16 protein-coding genes and 1 pseudogene are annotated in these 20,024 nt (G+C 45.9%); 14 read left to right on the forward strand and 3 right to left on the reverse strand.

Annotated features, from left to right (window positions below; genetic code table 11):
* The first annotated feature begins 108 nt into the window (after positions 1-108).
* From AB4Z50_RS30010 to AB4Z50_RS30045, 8 genes and pseudogenes are all read left to right on the forward strand, one after another.
* Complete coding sequence (locus AB4Z50_RS30010) at positions 109-1,134, forward strand: ABC transporter ATP-binding protein (protein ID WP_339206887.1); 1,026 nt, start codon at positions 109-111, stop codon at positions 1,132-1,134.
* Positions 1,131-1,925 carry an ABC transporter permease gene (locus tag AB4Z50_RS30015; protein WP_076271138.1) on the forward strand — a complete coding sequence of 265 codons (795 nt, stop codon included), beginning with the start codon at positions 1,131-1,133 and terminating at the stop codon, positions 1,923-1,925. The genes AB4Z50_RS30010 and AB4Z50_RS30015 overlap by 4 nt, the downstream gene beginning before the upstream one ends.
* Before the next feature lie 5 nt (positions 1,926-1,930).
* The gene (locus AB4Z50_RS30020; RefSeq protein WP_441885147.1) at positions 1,931-2,722 is read left to right on the forward strand and encodes an ABC transporter permease; all 792 of its coding nucleotides are present in this window, start codon (positions 1,931-1,933) and stop codon (positions 2,720-2,722) included.
* A gap of 53 nt (positions 2,723-2,775) precedes the next feature.
* Positions 2,776-3,261: a thioredoxin-dependent thiol peroxidase gene (bcp, locus tag AB4Z50_RS30025; protein ID WP_441885149.1), complete on the forward strand. Its 486-nt coding sequence runs from the start codon at positions 2,776-2,778 to the stop codon at positions 3,259-3,261.
* Between the two features lie 255 nt (positions 3,262-3,516).
* Positions 3,517-4,092, forward strand: a pseudogene (locus AB4Z50_RS30030) (lipoprotein BA_5634 family protein).
* A gap of 675 nt (positions 4,093-4,767) precedes the next feature.
* Positions 4,768-5,769 (forward strand): methionine ABC transporter ATP-binding protein, encoded by a 1,002-nt coding sequence (locus AB4Z50_RS30035; protein ID WP_339206894.1) that lies wholly within the window; start codon positions 4,768-4,770, stop codon positions 5,767-5,769.
* Positions 5,766-6,428: a methionine ABC transporter permease gene (locus AB4Z50_RS30040; RefSeq protein WP_441885151.1), complete on the forward strand. Its 663-nt coding sequence runs from the start codon at positions 5,766-5,768 to the stop codon at positions 6,426-6,428. Before AB4Z50_RS30035 ends, AB4Z50_RS30040 begins: the two co-directional genes overlap by 4 nt.
* A 55-nt stretch (positions 6,429-6,483) precedes the next feature.
* Positions 6,484-7,332 (forward strand): MetQ/NlpA family ABC transporter substrate-binding protein, encoded by an 849-nt coding sequence (locus tag AB4Z50_RS30045; RefSeq protein WP_339206896.1) that lies wholly within the window; start codon positions 6,484-6,486, stop codon positions 7,330-7,332.
* Between the two features lie 137 nt (positions 7,333-7,469).
* Here the strand turns inward: AB4Z50_RS30045 and AB4Z50_RS30050 are convergent, their stop codons facing one another.
* Positions 7,470-8,588, reverse strand: coding sequence for a copper amine oxidase N-terminal domain-containing protein (locus AB4Z50_RS30050; protein ID WP_441885154.1), 1,119 nt, complete (start codon positions 8,586-8,588; stop codon positions 7,470-7,472).
* 212 nt (positions 8,589-8,800) lie between these two features.
* Between AB4Z50_RS30050 and AB4Z50_RS30055 the strand changes: the two genes are divergently transcribed.
* The 6 genes from AB4Z50_RS30055 to AB4Z50_RS30080 all read left to right on the forward strand — a co-directional run bounded on the left by AB4Z50_RS30055 (position 8,801) and on the right by AB4Z50_RS30080 (position 18,610).
* Positions 8,801-10,117, forward strand: a complete 1,317-nt coding sequence (locus AB4Z50_RS30055; RefSeq protein WP_441885156.1) for a polysaccharide deacetylase family protein — start codon at positions 8,801-8,803, stop codon at positions 10,115-10,117.
* 88 nt (positions 10,118-10,205) lie between these two features.
* Positions 10,206-11,225 (forward strand): AAA family ATPase, encoded by a 1,020-nt coding sequence (locus AB4Z50_RS30060; RefSeq protein WP_441885158.1) that lies wholly within the window; start codon positions 10,206-10,208, stop codon positions 11,223-11,225.
* Positions 11,222-12,718, forward strand: a complete 1,497-nt coding sequence (locus tag AB4Z50_RS30065; RefSeq protein ID WP_441885160.1) for a DUF58 domain-containing protein — start codon at positions 11,222-11,224, stop codon at positions 12,716-12,718. The genes AB4Z50_RS30060 and AB4Z50_RS30065 overlap by 4 nt, the downstream gene beginning before the upstream one ends.
* Positions 12,705-15,686: a transglutaminase domain-containing protein gene (locus AB4Z50_RS30070; RefSeq protein WP_441885162.1), complete on the forward strand. Its 2,982-nt coding sequence runs from the start codon at positions 12,705-12,707 to the stop codon at positions 15,684-15,686. The genes AB4Z50_RS30065 and AB4Z50_RS30070 overlap by 14 nt, the downstream gene beginning before the upstream one ends.
* A 573-nt stretch (positions 15,687-16,259) precedes the next feature.
* Positions 16,260-17,798: a glutamine-hydrolyzing GMP synthase gene (guaA, locus tag AB4Z50_RS30075; RefSeq protein WP_441885164.1), complete on the forward strand. Its 1,539-nt coding sequence runs from the start codon at positions 16,260-16,262 to the stop codon at positions 17,796-17,798.
* Positions 17,799-18,040: 242 nt separating this feature from the next.
* Positions 18,041-18,610, forward strand: a complete 570-nt coding sequence (locus tag AB4Z50_RS30080; RefSeq protein WP_441885166.1) for a hypothetical protein — start codon at positions 18,041-18,043, stop codon at positions 18,608-18,610.
* 58 nt (positions 18,611-18,668) lie between these two features.
* On the opposite strand, the gene AB4Z50_RS30085 is transcribed toward AB4Z50_RS30080, so the two are convergent.
* Together AB4Z50_RS30085 and AB4Z50_RS30090 are read right to left on the reverse strand one after the other, a co-directional pair.
* Positions 18,669-19,421: a CPBP family intramembrane glutamic endopeptidase gene (locus AB4Z50_RS30085; RefSeq protein WP_441885168.1), complete on the reverse strand. Its 753-nt coding sequence runs from the start codon at positions 19,419-19,421 to the stop codon at positions 18,669-18,671.
* Positions 19,422-19,946 carry a PadR family transcriptional regulator gene (locus AB4Z50_RS30090; RefSeq protein WP_441885170.1) on the reverse strand — a complete coding sequence of 175 codons (525 nt, stop codon included), beginning with the start codon at positions 19,944-19,946 and terminating at the stop codon, positions 19,422-19,424.
* Positions 19,947-20,024 lie beyond the last annotated feature (78 nt).

Genomic DNA, 20,024 nt, shown 5'->3' on the forward strand with positions numbered 1-20,024 from the left:
TAAAATTATAAAGCTGAACGACATGCAGAAGCAAGTTTTATCGTTTTAAGTAAATAAAGATCGCTATTTCCTAGGAAATGTCGAAGTGGAAGGGGCTATAACAACCAGATGTTAGCAATCGATGTAAAGGATTTACGCAAGCAATTCAGCGTGCAAAAAAACCGAGAAGGCCTATCCGGCGCCCTCAAGGACTTGTTTAAACGCGAGTACAACGAGGTAACGGCGGTAAAGGATATTTCATTTCAAATCCCGCAGGGTGAAATTTGCGGGTATATTGGCGAGAATGGAGCCGGAAAATCGACAACGATCAAAATGTTGACCGGTATTTTGGTACCGACCGCAGGCGAGCTCAAAGTAAATGGCTACGTGCCTTTTAAGGATAGAGAGAAGTTTGTTAATGGCATTGGTGTTGTATTCGGACAGCGGTCTCAGCTTTGGTGGGATATAGGCGTTATTGAATCGTTCCAATTATTGCGCAAAGTATACCGGGTTTCGGAGGCGGATTTCCGCAAACGTCTTGACGAGCTTGTTGAGCGGCTACAGCTTGGCGACTTATTAAATCGTCCTGTACGCAAGCTGAGCCTTGGGCAGCGGATGCGCTGCGAGCTTGTTGCTTCGCTCCTTCACAATCCATCCATTCTTTTTCTCGATGAGCCTACAATTGGTCTGGATATCGTAGTGAAGACAGAAATTCGTGATTTCCTGATGCAAATGAATAAGGAGCAGGGTACGACTATTTTGCTGACGACTCATGATCTCCAGGATATTGAGGCGCTTTGTTCTCGCGTCATTATGCTCGATGATGGCCGCATTATCTATGATGGCGGACTGGAGGATCTGAAGAGCCGTTGGAGCAAAGGACGCGAAATTCAGTTCCAATTTGCAGGGCATACTGCGCTTGCCAAGCTGCAGCAGTTGACGAGCACACTCGATGTAACATGGACGATGGAGAATGAAGTGAGCGCAAAAATGTGGCTGCCGCATGCCGTTAATGTCTCGGATGCATTGGCATGTGTTGTAGGCGGCGTTGAAATCCGCGACATTAAAATTATCGAAACAAACACCGATGACATCGTTCGAAGCATTTATTCCTCTGGCTCTGCGGCAACATCCAAGGAGACGGTTCAATCATGATGAGCGCTTATATCGACTTTATTCGAATACGGTTTATCATGATGCTTGCGTACCGCGTTAATTATTATAGCGGTATCATTATTTATGCGATTAATATCGGTGCTTATTACTTTCTATGGCAGGCGATTTATGGGGACAAGGAGACGCTGGCCGGTTTCACGGTGACCCAAATGACAACCTACGTTGCGGTATCGTGGATGGCTCGTGCTTTTTACTTCAATAACCTGGACCGCGAGATAGCGAATGAAATAAGGGACGGTAGCGTAGCAGTACAGCTTATTAGACCTTATTCCTATTTAGTCGTAAAAATGATGCAAGGTTTCGGAGAAGGCTTGTTCCGAATGCTGCTCTTCATGGTGCCGGGGATGATTATCGTTTGTTTCCTATTTCCCGTTAAATTACCGACAGATCCAATGACCTGGCTAATTTATTTAGTCATGCTGTTCTTTAGCTTTCTTATCAACTCGCAAATTAATATTTTGACCGGCCTATTCGCATTTTTCGTTGAAAATAACGAAGGCATGATGCGGATGAAACGTGTTATGGTCGATTTGTTTTCTGGCGTAGTTGTGCCGATAGCGTTTTTCCCAGGCTGGCTGTCAGCTATTATGCAGTGGCTGCCATTCCAGGCCATTACGTATTTGCCAAGCTCCGTCTTCACGGGGCGGACGCCTAGCGATCAAATATTGCAGGTGTTTGGCATTCAAGTGCTTTGGTTTGTTGGGCTGCTGGTGCCAATCTGGTTAACGTGGCGCGCCGCTCGCAAGCGGTTGTTCGTGCAAGGGGGATAATAAATATGAGATACGCATCATTATTTTTGGAGTACATTAAAAACTACGCGAAGACGCGTCTTACTTATCGTGCTGACTTTTGGATTGAGGTACTTTCCGATTTATTGTTCCAAGGGATGAACCTCATCTTTATTCTGATCGTGTTCCAGCACACGCCGTCGCTTGGCGGCTGGTCTGAGGCAGAGGTCGTATTCGTTTATGGTTTCTTCATGATCCCATATGGCGTGTTCAGCACCTTCTTCAGCATATGGAATTTCAGCGAGCGTTATATTGTGAAGGGCGAGATGGATCGTGTTCTAACCCGCCCAGCACACAGCCTATATCAGGTGCTCCTCGAAAATGTAGATCCGCCTTCTTTAATTGGTTCCTTCGTTGGGGCTATTATTATGGTGCTATGCTGGACACAGCTCGGTTTGCCTTTCGAGATTCTTGATCTTTTTGTACTGATGCTCTTAATATTAGGCGCAGTGCTGATTTATGCGGGGCTCTACACGGCACTTAGTGCCATTTCCTTTTATTCGGATGCACCGACTGGAATTGTGCCATTGATGTACAACATTCAAAATTATGGACGTTACCCGGTTAATATCTATAACAAAATGATCCGCTTCGTATTAACATGGCTGCTGCCGTTTGCTTTTGTAGGCGTCATCCCAGCTTCTTATTTTCTTGAGAAGAAGTCGGATGATCTCTCACAGCTCGCGCTCCTAACTCCGGTCATGGGAATTATCGTGTTCTCTCTAGGGCTGTTGTTATGGAACCATGGCGTAAAGCGATACCGAGGAGCCGGCTCTTAAGCGGCTTGGTTTTAATTGAATAGGTGTGCAGCAAAAATGATGGGGGACTAATCATGACACAGCTTCAAGTGGGAGATATGGCACCGGAGTTTGTATTGCCGGCGTCAAATGGAGAAGATGTTTCACTTAGTGATTATCGCGGGAAAAATGTTGTCCTTTACTTTTATCCAAAGGATATGACGACGGCTTGCATACAGGAATCATGTGATTTTCGAGATGCAAACACAGAAATGCTGAAACGAAATACTGTTATTTTGGGGATTAGCCTAGATACGGTAAAGTCTCATCAGCGTTTTATTGAAAAGAAGGAGCTTCCTTTTCTGTTATTAGCTGATGTGGAGCATGAGGTGTGCGAGCTGTATGGAGTATGGCAATTAAAGAAGCTTTATGGCAGAGAGTATATGGGTCTTGTCCGATCGACTTTTCTCATCGATGAAGCGGGCAGGCTCGTGCAGGAATGGCGTAAAGTAAGGGTGAAGGGGCATGCAGAGCAGGTTCTGGATGCCGTAAAGGATTTGCAGCCGGCTGCTGCTAAATAATTGAAAACAGGACGGAGCAGGAAGTAGCTGCTCCGTCCTGTTTTTTTTGTTTTGGACTCTTACAAATTTGTCACCTGAATTGTCACCCTAATCGATGGTTGGCAATCGCTATTTTTTATACGATAGGAAATAGAAAACGGACTTGTAAAGGAGGCGTCAACAAATTGTTCCAATATCTTGAACTCAGCTGATCGCAGAATATCGAATACACACAAAATATATGGGGGAATAAAAATGAAAAAGTTGTTAATTGCAATGCTGTCGCTTGTCGCTGTCATCCTAATCGCGGGATATGTTGGCAAGGACAGCATCATCGAAAAAATATTTCCGCAGGCTAAGGGTGTCATTGTATACGGAGAGAAACAGCAGATCGATGATGTATTAACCAAACATGCCGAGCAATTAGAAACAAAAGAAGTGTACGAAATAAAAATCGAAATTGCTGATGGACAAAAAATAATGTATTTGTCGCAATCCACGATTCAAGGCTTATTGAAAAAAGAACTGCTAACCGAAGTGGAAGCTGACGGCAAAACCAAAAAGGTTAAATCTTTGTCGACTGTTCCAAATGGGGAAGGCTTATTGTTTGCCAAAAAAGAGTCAGACAAGATTAATGGAAATGGGAATCCCATTTCAGTCAAATATGAAGGGAATTTGATTATTGGGAGCGGCCGAGCTTAAGTCGATGCATTTGTTGTACTGGAGGACTCATCCTGGTCATCGCTGCAAAAGACAGAAAAAACGATGGCTGTTATGAAATTTAAAGAAAATCCACAAAAGCTGATCGGAAAGTTTGATGTCGAAAGAGACCAGCTTGTAACTTTGAAATAATGGCTTTAGCTAGGGTTGTCGCAAAAACAGAGTTAATCTGCTTTTGTGACAATCCTATTTTTGTTTTGCCTGATGTAACTTAKGGATAGTGAGTCTCTGAGCTAATCGCAGCCAGTAATGCACTCCACTTATCGGACAAATAGCTTACGAACCCAGCAGCTCTTATTTGATCTATTTATAATGGATTGAATTTCTAACGAACTCCAGAATCGTTATTTCGAGCAAAACAGCTCATGGAGTCCTGTACAGTACGCGATAACGTTAATAAGATTCGTTAAAGCTTCAAAAAAGCAGTTTTCTGCATAATAGGCATGATACAGTTCGTTAGCCAAATGGTTTTGGGATGTTATGCGCTGTCTGTGCGATGAAGCGTTGAACCCTTAAGTGTATTTTGGCGAAGGCATCCATATAACAGAATAGAAAAATAACGATTTTGTTCTAAGTAAGCTCTTGCTTCAGCGAGCTTGCTCTTTACTATTTTTGAGACAGTTCCCGCGGTTATGCTGCAAGTGCAAGAGTAAAAAGATGGAGCAGGGAAACAATAGAGGAAGCTTTCTCAAATGAATATATAGCTGTTAAATTATGAAGCACAGTAAAATAGATAATTTTGACATTGACAGTATGCTGTCACATTTATAAAATATGGACTTGCTTGTTAGATAGGGGGTTATAGATTTGATCAGGCTAAACAACATCAGAAAATCGTATCGAGTAGGGTCGGTTTCAGTAGAAGCGGTTCGTGGCGTTAGCTTGACGGTAAGTAAAGGTGAAATATTTGGAATTATCGGTCATTCAGGCGCGGGGAAGAGCACGCTGCTGCGCTGCGTCAATTTGCTGGAAAAACCAACATCGGGAACGGTAAATGTTGGGAATGTGGAGCTTACCGGCTTGCCAGAGAGACAGCTGCAAGCGCATCGCAGGCGTATCGGAATGATTTTTCAACATTTCAACCTGCTATCGATGTCTACGGTACGAGATAATATTGCATTCCCGCTTGTTCTCGCCAAGCTTTCAAAGGCAGAGGTGAATAAGCGTGTGGATGAGCTGCTGAAGCTCGTTTCGCTTGAAGGTCATGCAGATAAATATCCTTCTCAACTTTCGGGAGGCCAGAAGCAGCGTGTTGGTATCGCGAGAGCGCTCGCAAACAATCCGGATGTATTGCTCTGCGATGAAGCGACATCGGCATTAGATCCGCAGACAACGAACTCGATATTATCATTGCTGCTCGACATTAATGAGAAGCTAGGAATTACAATTTTACTTATAACGCATGAAATGAACGTAATACGTTCGATATGTGATCGTGTCGCTGTTATTGATGATGGAGAAATCGTTGAAATAGGCGATGTGCTGCATGTATTTTTAAAGCCGGAGCATCCGGTTACCCGCGACTTTGTTGACCAAGCATCGGATAGCGCCGTGAATGGACAATTGCTGCGAGGCCGCTCAGGGCGCCTGCTTCGCATGACTTATATTGGCGAGTTGACTTACGAGCCTATTTTGTATAATGCGGTGAAGCCAACGTCTGTTCAATTTGCGATTTTGCAAGGAACCGTTTCGCGTATGAAGCACACGCCTTATGGTCAGCTTATTGTGGAATTGATCGGCAGCGCCGCGGAGATTGATCAAGTGATTGATGTTTTACGTAGAGATGGGCTGGAGGTGGATGCGATATGATGAGCTTCGAAAACGTACGTATTCCTGAAATTTGGGATGCTACGAAGGATACGCTCTATATGTTGACAGCCTCGCTCGTGTTTACAATTATTTTCGGATTAATCATGGGCGTCGTCCTGTTTCTAACTTCAAAACGGCAGCTTCTGCAGCAGCCTATTGTGTATGGCATCCTTTCATTTATCGTCAACGTACTGCGCTCGGTTCCGTTCGTTATATTGATGATATTGATCATGCCGCTTACAAAAATCATTACGGGTACGACGCTAGGCGTAGAGGGCTCTATTCCGCCGCTTGTCGTAGCAGCAACGCCTTTTTTTGCAAGGCTGGTGGAAACGTCGCTGCGTGAGGTAGATCGCGGCGTTATTGAAGCGGCTCAGGCAATGGGTGCATCAAAGTGGGATATCGTACGCCGCGTGCTGCTCCGTGAATCTAGTCCAAGTTTGCTAGCTGCGGTTACAATAACGGCAGTCACACTCGTCTCTTATACAGCGATGTCGGGTGTAATCGGCGGTGGTGGACTTGGTGACTTGGCACTGCGTTACGGATATCAACGTTTCCAAACCGATGTGATGCTGGTAACCGTCGCGCTTCTTATCGTGCTCGTACAGGTGCTGCAAACGATCGGGGATTCCTTAGTGCGTCGTTTCAGCAGAAAATAAATAATAAGATGCATAATGCAGCTCAGAATGAATTGACAACTATGGAGGAATGAACATGAAAAAGACAAGCTATATGATCGTAACTTTAATGCTGATGTTTGCATTAGCAGCGTGCGGACAAAACAAAAATACCGATGACAACTCAGCAGGATCAAATGCTAACCAAGGAACAGAAACGCCTGGAGCGGTTAAGCTGAAGGTTGGCGCTTCTCCTGTTCCACATGCGAAGCTGCTTGAATTTGTAAAGCCAATGCTCAAGGAGCAGGGCGTGGATCTCGAAATTATCGAGTTCAATGACTACATCCAACCGAATACACAGCTTTATGAAAAAAATATTGATGCTAACTTTTTTCAGCATACACCTTATTTGGATCAGTTCAACAAAGACAAAGGTTATGATCTTGTAAATGTAGCTGCTGTTCATATTGAGCCGTTTGGCGCTTATTCGAAAAAGATTAAAAAAATCGATGAGCTGAAGGATGGCGCAAAAGTGGTAATTCCGAATGATCCATCGAATGGCGGACGTGCACTTGCCCTTATGGCTTCAAATGGACTGATTACTCTGAAGGATGGCGTAGGCGTTAGCGGAACTGTATCAGACATTGTCGCTAACCCGAAGAAGCTTGATATTAGAGAAGTAGAAGCAGCGACATTGCCGCGTGTCTTAGGTGAGGTTGACCTTGCTATGATCAACACGAATTACGCGCTGGAGGCCGATCTAGTTCCTACAGAAGATGCACTTTTCATTGAAGGAAATGACTCACCTTATGTGAATATTCTTGTTGCGCGTCCAGACAATAAGGATTCCGAAGCGATACAGAAACTCGCTGCGGCGCTTCGTTCACCTGAAGTGAAGAAATTTATTGATGAGACCTACAAAGGCGCGATTGTTGCTGCATTTTAAGCAGGCCGTACTTTAATTAATATGATAAAAAAGCTGAGCATGTGAGTAATCGCTGCTCAGCTTTTTATGTTTTGTGCATCACTGCTATTGTTAGTCAATGCTTTTATACCGAATCTCTGCCGACAAGCTCCTTCTTATTACGAAAGGCTTAAACTATAGGTTTGATTATCCTTGTCATACGGGAAACCATTTTTGAAATACAAAATAACGCCTTCACGTTTGATGAACTTGAGGTAATCGCCAAGATAAGGAAGATCATTTGTTTCTACATATTCTTGCTGCTTAGCTCCTAATAATTCCTTGTAAAGCACTGTAGTAGTCATGCCATCTCTATTCACAAGTTTTAAAATGCCGTTTTTATTTGCGCGCAACAGAAAGACATCCTTGTCAAAATACTCAATAAAATAATTGTCATCCTCTCCGCCTAGGCTAACCAAATCAATCGTTTCAATGACTTCTCCGGTGCCGTCTTTGATCAGGCGCAAAGTTTTGCCATCATTCAGCAGCAATTGGCCGTCTGCTTGAGTCACATTTTGCTCCAATCGACGGAAATAATAAACGCTGGACTGCTGGATGACTTTGCCGCCTTTCATGACGAGCGTGAATAGCTGATTGTGAAGATGCGGTTCACCATAGTTATCTTCTAGGTTAAGTATGAGCAATCCACCCGGTGTTTTTTGAAATTTAAAGGTCAAATAATCATGTATGGATTCACCTAGCTTTGCGAGCTCTCGCCTCACACCCTTGCCGTCTGTGACGTAGACAATGCCTTTCTTAGGCTCAACGGTGTAAGTTGATCCATCGTATGAGTAGATATATTGCTTGAACGTTTTTAGATGATCAGCCTTTATCGTCTTACTCTTGGCGTCCCACGTAACATGATCCCCACCCAATGCACCAACAACGAATCGGATAGGCAAATAAACATTTTTCTCATACAAAAATGGTGCGCTTTCGAGCTTAACCATCTTTCCATCGAGTACGCCTGTTTTGCTGCCTAGACGCACCGCAATCGATTTATTCCAACCGTCATATTGAGCCCGCTTGCCCGCTTTATCCCATTTCACTTCAAGCCCCGCTCCGCCTCCGACACTATCCATTGATACGAATGTAACGCCATTTTTTACGAGTGCTCCTCCATATGAGCGAATGCCGGAATCCCAATTAAACTCATAGCTTGCCTGAGATGCCGCACTGACAGAGGTTGGCAGCAGGAGTGCAAATACCAAAATAACGGCTGCAATGCTCCATTTCATTACAATCACTCTCCTAAATTTCAATTAAATGGAATATATATGCAATGAAGACGCGAATGCACCACAATAAGTTGCGCATTGCTGTCTTCATGTTTTATTCGAAGCTGACATTTGAAATTGACTAGCATAGTCATTTACCAGTTCAACTGTTCATATAATCTATCAGAATGACTCAGTTTATTATTCATAGGTAGAGAAGGGTGGCAGCGTGAATGCAGCGGATGTGGCGGGTAGCGATTTGTATACTAGTTGTTTGTTTTGGTTTGTTTAAGCCTGACGGTTTTGGAGTGAATAAAGACGATGCTGCAAGTGATCAGAAGATCGTACAGGCAAGTGCCGCTGCTGCGGTTACAAATTATGAGGCGATGCCGCTTCTAACGGTGCAGGCATCTTACGATACCAGGAAAAAGCTGGAGCAAGGCAAGTCGTCAGCTGCTGCTTCATCGCAAAATGATAGAGTTAAAGCAAATTCACTAGGATCAGATCAAAAGATTTTGTATTTAACATTCGATGACGGACCTAGTAAGAATACAGAACAGGTGCTGGATATTTTGAAGCGGGAAGGGATAACGGCAACTTTTTTTGTGCTTGGTGAACATGTGCTGAAGCAGCCGGAATTAGTTAAACGGATCGTGAAGGAAGGACATGGAATTGGCAATCATACGTTCGACCATAAATATGATCATTTATACGGAAGTTTTGCTGAATTTGCTGATCAGGTGATGAAAACGGATGAAGCTATCTATCGTACAACTGGGGTTAGAACCACCTTAGTTCGCGCGCCGGGCGGCACATATAGCAATTTTGATCAGGGATACTTTGATGCGATGAAAGCGGCAGGTTATCAGGTGCATGACTGGAATGTAGACAGTGGAGATTCAAAGCGGCAGGGCGTGCCAGCCTCCGAGATTATGACGACGATTAAAGGCTCAAAGATTGCAAGCAAGCTGAATGTTTTGCTTCATGACAGTGCAGGGCATGCAGAGTCTGTTAAGGCATTGCCGTCCATCATTAAATATTACAAAGATAAAGGGTACACATTTGCTAAGCTGACGGATCAGGTTGAACCTATTCAGTTTAGGGTGGCAAGCAAACTCAAGTGGAGCAGAAAGCAGGTCACGCAGCAGGAAGTGGATAAGCTCACTTTGTTTTCGGAGAAGCTAGGTCAAAGCAGCCTGTCTGCCCAAACAAAGAAGCAGGTTCCAAACTTAATTTTGCATCGTGGCGAGAAAAGTCTCGTGCTGGCGTCTAGCGAATACGGAATAAAAAACGGCGCCATCGAAGTGTCGCTGCAAAAGCTTGTGGAATGGATTGAAGACAGCACGGAACTTGAGCTGAATACTGATTCCATAGAATCGTACGTAAGTACAAACCAGGTACAGCCGAAATCCGGCAAGGAGAAACCTGTGATGGATGAGCACAAGAAGCAGATCGTGGTTCCAGTGCGTGAGACGCTGCAAAAACTTGGAATTGCGATAACAAGATATGTGTACAACGATACCGATCGGGAAATTTGGATAACGGAGTAATAGAAAGGTTTCTAGCAGGTCTAAAGTGAGAGAAAGCTGGGGACACTGAAAAATAGATAGATTTATTTTTCAGGAGGCGATTTATACGATGATTTCTCCCCAATTTTCTGAGGATGCTAAAGAGGAAAGTTATAGTCATTGGCCGGAAGCACCACAGGTGCTGCTGCATCGATTGCTAGTAAAGGTAGAGAGTGTATTGCTAGGTAAGCAGCAGGTCATTCGAAATACGCTAACTGCACTTCTGGCTGGCGGACATGTTTTGCTAGAGGATGTGCCGGGTGTTGGCAAGACACTGCTCGCTCAGGCGTTTGCTAGAGCGGTCGGTGGAGATTTTAAACGAATACAGTTTACGTCCGACATGCTTCCGGCTGATATTGTTGGCGGAGTCGTGCTTGATGCACGGACGAGTGAACTTGTCTATCGGCCTGGACCGATTATGGGCAATGTGGTGCTTGCTGATGAGATTAACAGAACGTCGCCGCGCACGCAGTCTGCGCTCTTGGAGGCTATGGAGGAAAGACGAGTGACGGTAGAGGGGAAAACCCGCAAGCTGCCGGTTCCTTTTATGCTCATAGCTACACAAAACCCACTTAGCTTCGAGGGGACAAACACGCTGCCGGAAGCACAATTGGATCGGTTTATGATGAAGCTGACGATTGGTTATCCCGGCTCATCGGAAGAGAAGCGGATGCTCGAGCAATACGCGAATGGCAATCGAATTGAACCCGAACGGCTTCGTCCTGTCATTGCTACGGAGGAATGGCTGCAAATGCAGGCTGAGGCAAGGCAGACTCACATGCATCCGGCACTGCTTGAATATATGGTGCAAGTAGCCGATGCGACAAGGCGTGCGCCTGAGGTTGTGCTGGGCTTAAGCCCACGCGCACTGCGCGACTGGCTGCGGGCATCACAGGCGAATGCGTATATGGAAGGACGCGGATTTGCGATACCAGATGACTTGCTGGCGACAGCTGATGCTGTGCTTCCACATCGTTTGTCTTTGCGTTTTAACGCGACTGCGGCTGGTGCTGATGCAGCTGCAGTTATGAGACGGACGATACGTGAATGTCCGATGCCTGCTGCGGTAGGAAGCGGGAAGCGCCGATGAATGCACCTTTTCAAGATGAATTATTGGAAGGCGGAACGCCGGAGAATGAGGCTGTTGATACGACGACATATACTCAAGAGGGCGACAGCGAAGCTCCGCTTGATAGGAGTGGGCAAAGAGCAGCGACGGTACAAGTAAAAGAAGCTGTCCTTGTAAACAAGGAATGGGATCAACTAGCTTATCCTTATCGTACGAGATGGATCGCTTGGTGTATCATTACGGCGGGCTGGGCAAGCAGCTTGGCAGCTGTAATAATGCGAGGTGGTGCAGTAGAGTGGTTTATGCTGTCCGTATTCAGCATGATTATAATCATTAGCGGGCTTGCGCCTATTATGGCTGCCAAGGGATTAACTGCAATGAGGATGATGCCGCAAGAAATGACGAGAGAAGGCGGGCAGCTCGAAATTAGCCTGAGAATAAAGCGTTCTTTGCTCATACCTATTGTATGGATAGCTATTTCTGATGAGACGAGTAATGAAAGCTCATCAGAAAACACGAAAATAAGCGTGCGCACGGTGCTTATGCCAATGTTCCGCCAAGTGATGACCTACCGATATACTCTTCATAACTTACGGCGCGGGCGTTATCCCTTCGAGCCTATATCGATTACAGTGGGAGACTGGCTCGGCTTGTCAGCGATCCATAAACGTTTATATACCGCAGGAGAATTTGTAGTGCTGCCAGGACTGCCCCATGCCGAGCAGGTACATATAGCGGAACGTGCAAGAGGCACAGCATTATATGCTGTGCAATCTTTGACAGCTGATCCAAGTACGGATCACCTAGGAGATGCGGGTCGGGAGGAAATCAAAGCGGCGGTGAGTGCGGCGGGACTTGGACCAGACAGCCGTCCATATCGTGAAGGAGATTCACTGCGTCATCTGGATTGGCGAAGTGCAGCTAAAGGGCGCGGCTTACAGACCAAAATCCATCCTTTAGAGCGGCCAGCCAAAACAGTTATTGCTGTCGATACGCTTGCTTCGGCTTATGGGCAGGACGATCGGTTGTTTGATGCTTGTGTAGGCTGGGCTTCGCTTGCACTAGCACAGTCTGCTTCACTCGGCCACGCTGTGACACTGCTGCTTGGACAAGGTTCTCCTGTCATGCAATCATCTGTTGATGGAGGAACACAGTCTGATTTATCAGAGATGCTGCATGCCATGGCATTGCTTCGCGCAGATGGAAAGGGCTCTCTCGCTGGGAGACTCGCCGAGGAATCAAACCTGCAAGCACGCGGCAGTACGATACTTGTATTTACTGCGGATTGGAGAGGCGGCCGGAGCTGGGGAGAGCTTGCCGGAATCGCAGGCGAGCACGGCTGCAGGCTGGAACTATTTATTATTACGCGCAGCAATGTACCTACCTTCGCTATGCGCGAACAACAAAAATGGTTGGAAAGCGGCGGCGTCAAAGTGACGTGGCTGCATGTCCCTTCGAGTATGAACGCGCTCCCTTACGCCGAGGAAGGAGGCGACAATCATGAGCTTGCTTAAAAGCGATGTAGTAGGGAGGAGCGATAAACCTCTGAAAGCTGAGCATAATTTACTGCGTGGCGAAGCGGCTGAGGAATCGTTTGAATACCGATTGATCACAACATTGCTGCTGTTCGGACTGCTATCGGAATGGCTGCTGCCTTGGGTGAATGCAGGTGAGTGGTCGGCTATTTATAATCCTGCCCCGCTAATTTTTGTTATTGGTGTGGTGCTGCTGGCAGGGCTGTTTCGTTTGCCGATTGCATTTTCGTTCATTATGAATGCTTTGTTGTGCATATTAAGTCTCATGTGGATTTATAAAAGCGCTGATCAAAGCAGTTTGCAATGGCTGCTTGCGTTTCCAGGCATGTTGAGAGACCATTTCGTTCTGATTATAGAAAATGGGCTGTGGTCAATGTCCGGAGAACTTCGGACTTTGCTGCTGTTTATAGGCTGGGCGATGCTTGCACCTGCATTGCAGGCTTTATTATGGATGCGGCAGACCGCTCTTGGCATCGCATGTTTCACGCTAGTTTATTTGATTACGCTGCATGTCTGGCTGGGTATGGATGTAATGGGAGGCTTAATGCGAACCGTGGCAGAAGGGCTCCTGCTAGGTGCCATTGTCTCTGTACCGCGTGTTAAGCGAATGATTAATACAGGTGCCGGCAAGCTTAGAGGTCTTGATATGCGCTGGTTATCAAGCTCCGTTTTTGTTGTACTTACGATACTTGGCTGCGGTCTTTTGTTTGCAGGCGGGAAAGGTGAAACGATGCCGCCTGCTAGCTGGACTGCCTCTCTTAATGATCGTTTAGAGCAAACCATTCAGTCTATGGGTAATCAGCAAGGCTCTATCCATGTAATGGGGCAAACTGGATTTGAACGATTAGGCAGTGCATTTACGGGTTATGGCTTTGATGACGGCGTGCTGGGAGCACCTGTACAAAAGGATAACAGCGTGTTATTTACAGGCAGCTCCACTGAAAAAGCATACTGGCGCGGGGAGTCAAAGCAGGTGTACGACGGCCGGGGCTGGATTGATACCGCGGGCAGCTCTGTTTTGCTTCCTATACGAGGCTCCGATGCAGCAGCCTCCACTGAGGCGGCAGCAGAAGCTGGGAATAAGCAGCTGGGTCCGCTCATTCGGCAAACTGTAGTTTGGTCTAAGCCGACAGCGGGGATGCCGCTCTTTGCATCAGGCCACTTTGGCAATGTGACAGAGCTTGTTGCAGCTGATCCACGCAGGAAGCTTGGAAGTTACGTATACAACGCGGATAAAGGTTCTTTATACGCACAATCGGATACGGCGAAGATTGAGAAATATACTATAGAGAGTGTGCTCTCCATAACGGATGAAGCACAATTGCGCGCTTTGAGCAGTACCGCTGACGATAATTTATCGTCAGGTGATGCAGCACAGGCGGCAACAGTAGAAAGTGCTGCGGAGCTTGAGCCTTATTTGCAGCTGCCCAGTAGTCTGCCAAGCCGCGTAACTGCATTAGCTGCTGAGGTTGCGGGCGGCGGAGTTACGAGCCGCTACGATCAGGTGAAGGCGATCGAGGACTTTTTGAAAGCGAGCTATACCTACTCATTGGAGGACAGTACAGTTCCGCCGGAAGGAAGCGACTTCGTCGATCATTTCCTCTTCGAGCAGCGGCAGGGCTATTGTGTGCATTTCTCCACAGCCATGGTCGTATTGCTTCGTTCGCAAGGAATACCCGCTAGGTGGGTGAAAGGCTTTACTTCAGGCACTCCAGTAGGGGAGAGCGCGGAGATAGGCTCGCTGAGTACGAGCAGTGGAAGTAATGATAGCGGGTCGCAAGGAACGATAGATACGAGTACAGGAAGTATGAAGAATGAACAGCTGAGTAGTGGGAGTCATGATAGCGGAGCTCAAGGAGCGCTAAATAAGAGCGGCGGAAGTAATGATAGCGGGAAGCAAGGAACGCTTAATTCGAGTACAGAAGGTTTGAATAGGGAAGGGCTAAGCGCGGGAAGCAGCAGTGCTGGGCAAACCACTGAAAATAGTTTGAAGCTGGTGGATTATGAGGTTAAAAGCTCAGATGCGCATGCTTGGGTTGAAGTATATTTCCCAGGCGCAGGCTGGGTACCCTTTGATCCGACGCCGGGATTCAGCGATGTATCGACTATCGCATCCGTCGGTTCTGTGGACGGACAGCTTGCTGCTCCTGCGATGGGTGCAGCAGGAACAGCAGCAACCGGAGCAAGTGGTCTTAGCGAGTCCAGCTTATCGCGGCTCGCTGCTTCATTCGAGGCGGCGGCAGAAGCCATTGCACGAGGAGCAGACGCCCTCGTGCATGCGGCGCAAAGCGCCGCCAAGAGCGCAGCGGCGGCATCGCCCGCCGCTGTAGTTACCGCATGCGCGGCCGCGCTAGCGCTTGCGGCCGCGGCCATTGCTGCGGCACAGCACCAGCGGCTTCGCCTCTCGCTGGCGCTGCGCCGCTATGGCGCGGCTCACGCCGGCATCGCGAAGCTCGCCGGCGCAGCCGCGCCCTATCCGTCACATGAATCTGTGACGGACATGGATGCAGCGCCAGCGGCGGTCGCGCGCTGGCGCACTGGCACTGGCGGCGCGGCGGAGGATATGGCGCCGCGCAGTGGAAAAACGCCGCGCGACGCCGATGGGCGGATTCGCGCGAGCTTCATTGCAGTGAGCAGCGCGTTAGCGCCGCTGCTGCAGCGCCGTTTCGGCGTGCAGGCGCCGGGGCAAACGGCGCGTGAATATGCGAGCGCCGCTGAGCCGACGCTCGGTGCGGAGCAGCAGGATGCGCTGCGCCAGCTTACAAGCTGGCTTGAGGAAGCACATTTTGCTGCGCCTGGTCCTTGGCCGGGTGCACCTACTCCTTCTGCACTGCGGACAGTTCTGCGGGTGCTGGACAAGCAGCCCATTCAGAAAGTGAAGAAGCACTCCGCGGATAAGCTGCAAAAGCAGAAGAGAAGCGACATTCCAGTCAAGGCTCCTAAATAGTTGCAGGAGACGATGATACATTTTGGCTCCAGCTGTAAGTCGATTTATATAACGAAACATGAAACGCAGTTTAGCTGGAGAAACCACCGTTAATATGGTGTACTTTTGAGCTTTTATTGCAATAGGAGGAATTTCTCCCGTTAATTGTTGATGATTTAGCTGATGATGGCTATTTCTCAAGAATTAACGGGAGTTTTTTCTGTTAATTCGCTGAAAAGCTCATTATGAGACATTTTAACAGGAGCTTTTCCCGTTATTTTCTCAAGCAGCTGTTGTAACTGTCGTAATAAGCATAGTTGCAGAATATCAAGCGTTTTTACTATAAAATCTGCCCTTAACTTAGGCATCCGCATGAAAAAGGGTGGATGAAATGAAGCAGTAGTCTGCAGCTACTCATATTTTTTTCAACTATTCCGTATGACTTGGCACATTAAATAACATTCTATTTATAAGCCTATATTCAAGCAGATAAGCGGTTACATTTTTACTTCAATGAATTGTCACTCCGCTTTGCCTTGACTCGCTTAAACAGCCTTATATATAATTACTACATAATTTGAGGGAGGCTCGGTAATGACTAAGCAAAATGAAATCATCGTTGTACTCGATTTTGGAGGACAATATAACCAACTTATTGCACGCCGTATTCGTGATTTGGGCGTATATAGCGAGCTATTGCCGTATAACACGTCGGTAGAACGGATCCGTGAACTACAGCCGAAGGGTATCGTATTCTCGGGAGGACCGGCAAGCGTTTATGAAGAGAATTCACCAATGGTTGACCCTGCGATTTATGATTTGAACATTCCGATTTTCGGTATTTGCTACGGTATGCAGCTGATGTCGCATCAGCTTAATGGTAAGGTTGAGCGCGCTGGCAAACGCGAATACGGAAAAGCAGAAGTGGAATTTGTGGAAGGTTCGCAAATCGGCTTTGGCTTAGATAAAGTTCAAACGGTTTGGATGAGCCACGGCGACCACGTAGTTGAGCTGCCTGAAGGCTTCAAAGTAGATGCAAGTACGGATCATGCTCCTGTTGCAGCGATGAGCAATCCAGACCGCGGATTCTTTGCCGTTCAATTCCACCCAGAGGTTCGTCACTCTGAATTCGGTAATGAAATGATTCGCAACTTTCTTTACAATGTTTGTGATTGTGATGGCACATGGACGATGGAATCGTTCATTGAAGATGCTATTCGTGATATTCGTAATGAAGTTGGCGACAAAAAAGTACTATGCGCGCTTTCCGGCGGCGTAGATTCTTCTGTTGTAGCTATACTTCTTCACAAAGCGATCGGCGATCAGCTTACTTGTATGTTTATCGACCACGGCATGCTCCGTAAAGGTGAAGCTGAAGGCGTTATGGAAACATTCGTAGGCAAATTCGATATGAAAGTGCTCAAAATCGACGCGCAAGAGCGTTTCCTTGGCAAGCTGAAGGGCGTAGAAGATCCAGAGCAAAAACGTAAAATTATCGGCAATGAATTTATTTATGTGTTCCAAGAAGAGTCGGACAAGCTGGATGACTTTGAATTTTTGGCACAAGGTACACTTTACACAGACATCGTGGAGAGCGGTACAGCTACAGCTCAAACGATTAAATCTCACCACAATGTCGGCGGTTTGCCTGAGGACATTAAGTTTAAACTTATCGAGCCTCTTAAAGCGCTATTCAAGGATGAGGTTCGTAAAGTCGGCGAAGAATGTGGTCTTCCAGAAGCTATCGTATGGCGTCAGCCATTCCCAGGTCCGGGTCTTGCGATTCGTGTCCTAGGCGAAGTAACAGAGGACAAGCTTCATATCGTTCGTGAGTCGGATGCGATTCTTCGTGATGAAATTGCAAAAGCCGGTCTTGACCGTGAAATTTGGCAGTACTTCACTGCGCTTCCAAACATGAAGAGCGTAGGCGTTATGGGCGATGCTCGTACGTATTCGTACACAGTTGGTATCCGCGCTGTAACTTCAATCGACGGAATGACAGCAGACTGGGCACGTATCCCTTGGGATGTGCTTGAGAAAATCTCCGTACGTATCGTTAATGAAGTAGACAACGTTAACCGTATCGTCTACGACGTAACTTCGAAACCACCTGCAACTATTGAGTGGGAATAGATTGGAATTAATTGATTACAAAAAAAACTCTCTTTTATTTGTGTTATTCAGCAAATAGAAGGGAGTTTTTTTTGTTTGATCAAAATCAAAGAACTAATTTGAAATGTACTTAGTTGGTGCTTTTTTCATGCTAATGAGTGCGTCTAGGAAGCCCACGCATAGATGTTGTTGTAGAAACGAGTAGTTAGACATTGTGATCTTGGGGAAGGCTACATGATAAAAAGATTACAAGGTGGTATACGATGATAAAGAGGATTAGCTTGTTTATATTTGTTTTCACTTTCATGATTGGATCAACTACATATGCCTATAACGAAAAGCCATCAAGTGACGAGCGTGTGCCTTTTGAAAAGATGTATTTTGAATATGGTGGCTATAAAACAGTTGAAGATGCATTAAGTGAATGTAATCTTCACTTCAGAAAAAAGATTAAATTGCCTTTTAAGTTGCCGCCGATTCCGTTTACTCACCATTTGGCAAGATGTAATCAACTTGGTGGTGTAAACGACTATTTTGAAATCGAGTACCTTAATGAGCTTCAAGGTTCAAATAATCATTACATGGTATGGGTGAATCCTTCGGGACACCGAAAAGGATTTCCACGCAAAAGCAATGTTATCCGCATATATGAGTTAGAGAATGGAGAGAAAGCTGTTTACGGTACGACACCAACATTAGGTGATAGACCTCCTGCGTTTGATGTATTGCGTTTTGAAAAAAATGGTTGGCAATATATATTGTCGATTGATAAGCGTGTAGAGGATAAGGTAACAGCTGATGTTTTAGTGGACATTGCTAATTCAATAAAATGAAGTTCAAGCACCATCATTCGGTTGGTTGGTGCTTTTCTTCTTCACGTAGCGCTTCATATTAGGTGTAAATGGTGTTTGTGTTAATCGAATTTTTTTTGGAGGAAGAAAGCAGCCAAATTAATTGAACGGCAAGAATAGCGATGACGAGATAGTCGTATAGATGTGTGTCTGGATCATTGCCTGTGAAGTTTAGAAAGTTGTGCAAGCCGTGGAAGAGGATTGTGAGCAGAATGGCGCGGTTCCGAACGACCAGCATCGCCAATACAAAGCCCACTATAAACGCATATCCAATTTGCAAAAGAGTATCCTCTATCGATTGGCCGCCAAGCGCCTGCAAAGCGTGTGTGACACCAAACAACGCACTGGAGACGATGACAGCTGTCATTTTTCCTTTTGGCATTAGAATCCGCAGCATCATTCCCCGGAACAATGTTTCCTCTACAAATCCGACTAAGAACAGCTGCGACAGCAGCATATAAGCGAAAAACGAGAAGGAAGCGGGTTGAAAGCCTTTGTTGGCGATCAATAAGACGATTAAGACGAGCAGCAGAGGAAGATATTCAAGCCATTGCTGCTTTGTAAGCTTGGAAACACCGCTGAAATAAAAGGTGCTCCACCGTTTTTTTAACGTCATATAGATCACTAGAAATAATGCTATCGGAATAAAGCCTAGAAATGGAGCGAGTGGATGCGTAAGTTCAGCAATCGATACATAGGCGCTGCCGCCGGCTACAAAAATCATCAGCATAAGCTCGATTAGAATAAGCGCAACAATAGGCCTTTTTACTGTAAAGCTGACCGTTGTAATCATTTAGAATTCCTCTTTTTCGATTATTTTTTTTAAAAATTCATTTTCCATCTTAAAAAAATGCAAGCCGTAATGCATGACAGATACTCGGTAATAATAAGCGTTTTTATCTTCGAGCTGCTCCAGCTCCTTGGACACGATGGACTGAACAGCCTCCATTTGAGCAATGTTGCGCGCGATGTTTTGTTGATACGCCATTAAGTTTTGTTTTTTCGTAGGCTCATCAAGGTAATCGTAAAAGAAGATTTTAATGAGATACTCGCGTTTGTTCGATTGAAGGGGTTCTCTTAGCCACTGCATAAAATGCTTCTGCCCTTCGCTTGTGATGCTGTACATCTTTTTGTTTTTGCTGTCATTTGTTTCTTCTTCCATCACGTATGCACTTTCCACTAGACGCTTAAGTCCGGGGTATAGGCTTCCATAGCTCATTTTGTAAAAGATTCCGATCGATTGCTCTGTTATTTTTTTAATATCATATCCGCTCATTTTCCCTTGCATCAGCATTCCTAAAGTAACTAGCTCAATCATTGTCGTTCTCCTTAATGTATCAATTTGATATATCTATTTGATATATGTAATGTATCTCGAATGGAATACTTTGTCAAG

Origin of the sequence: Paenibacillus sp. 2TAB26, from assembly GCF_052115145.1 — a bacterium.
In the GTDB taxonomy this organism is placed as follows: domain Bacteria; phylum Bacillota; class Bacilli; order Paenibacillales; family Paenibacillaceae; genus Pristimantibacillus.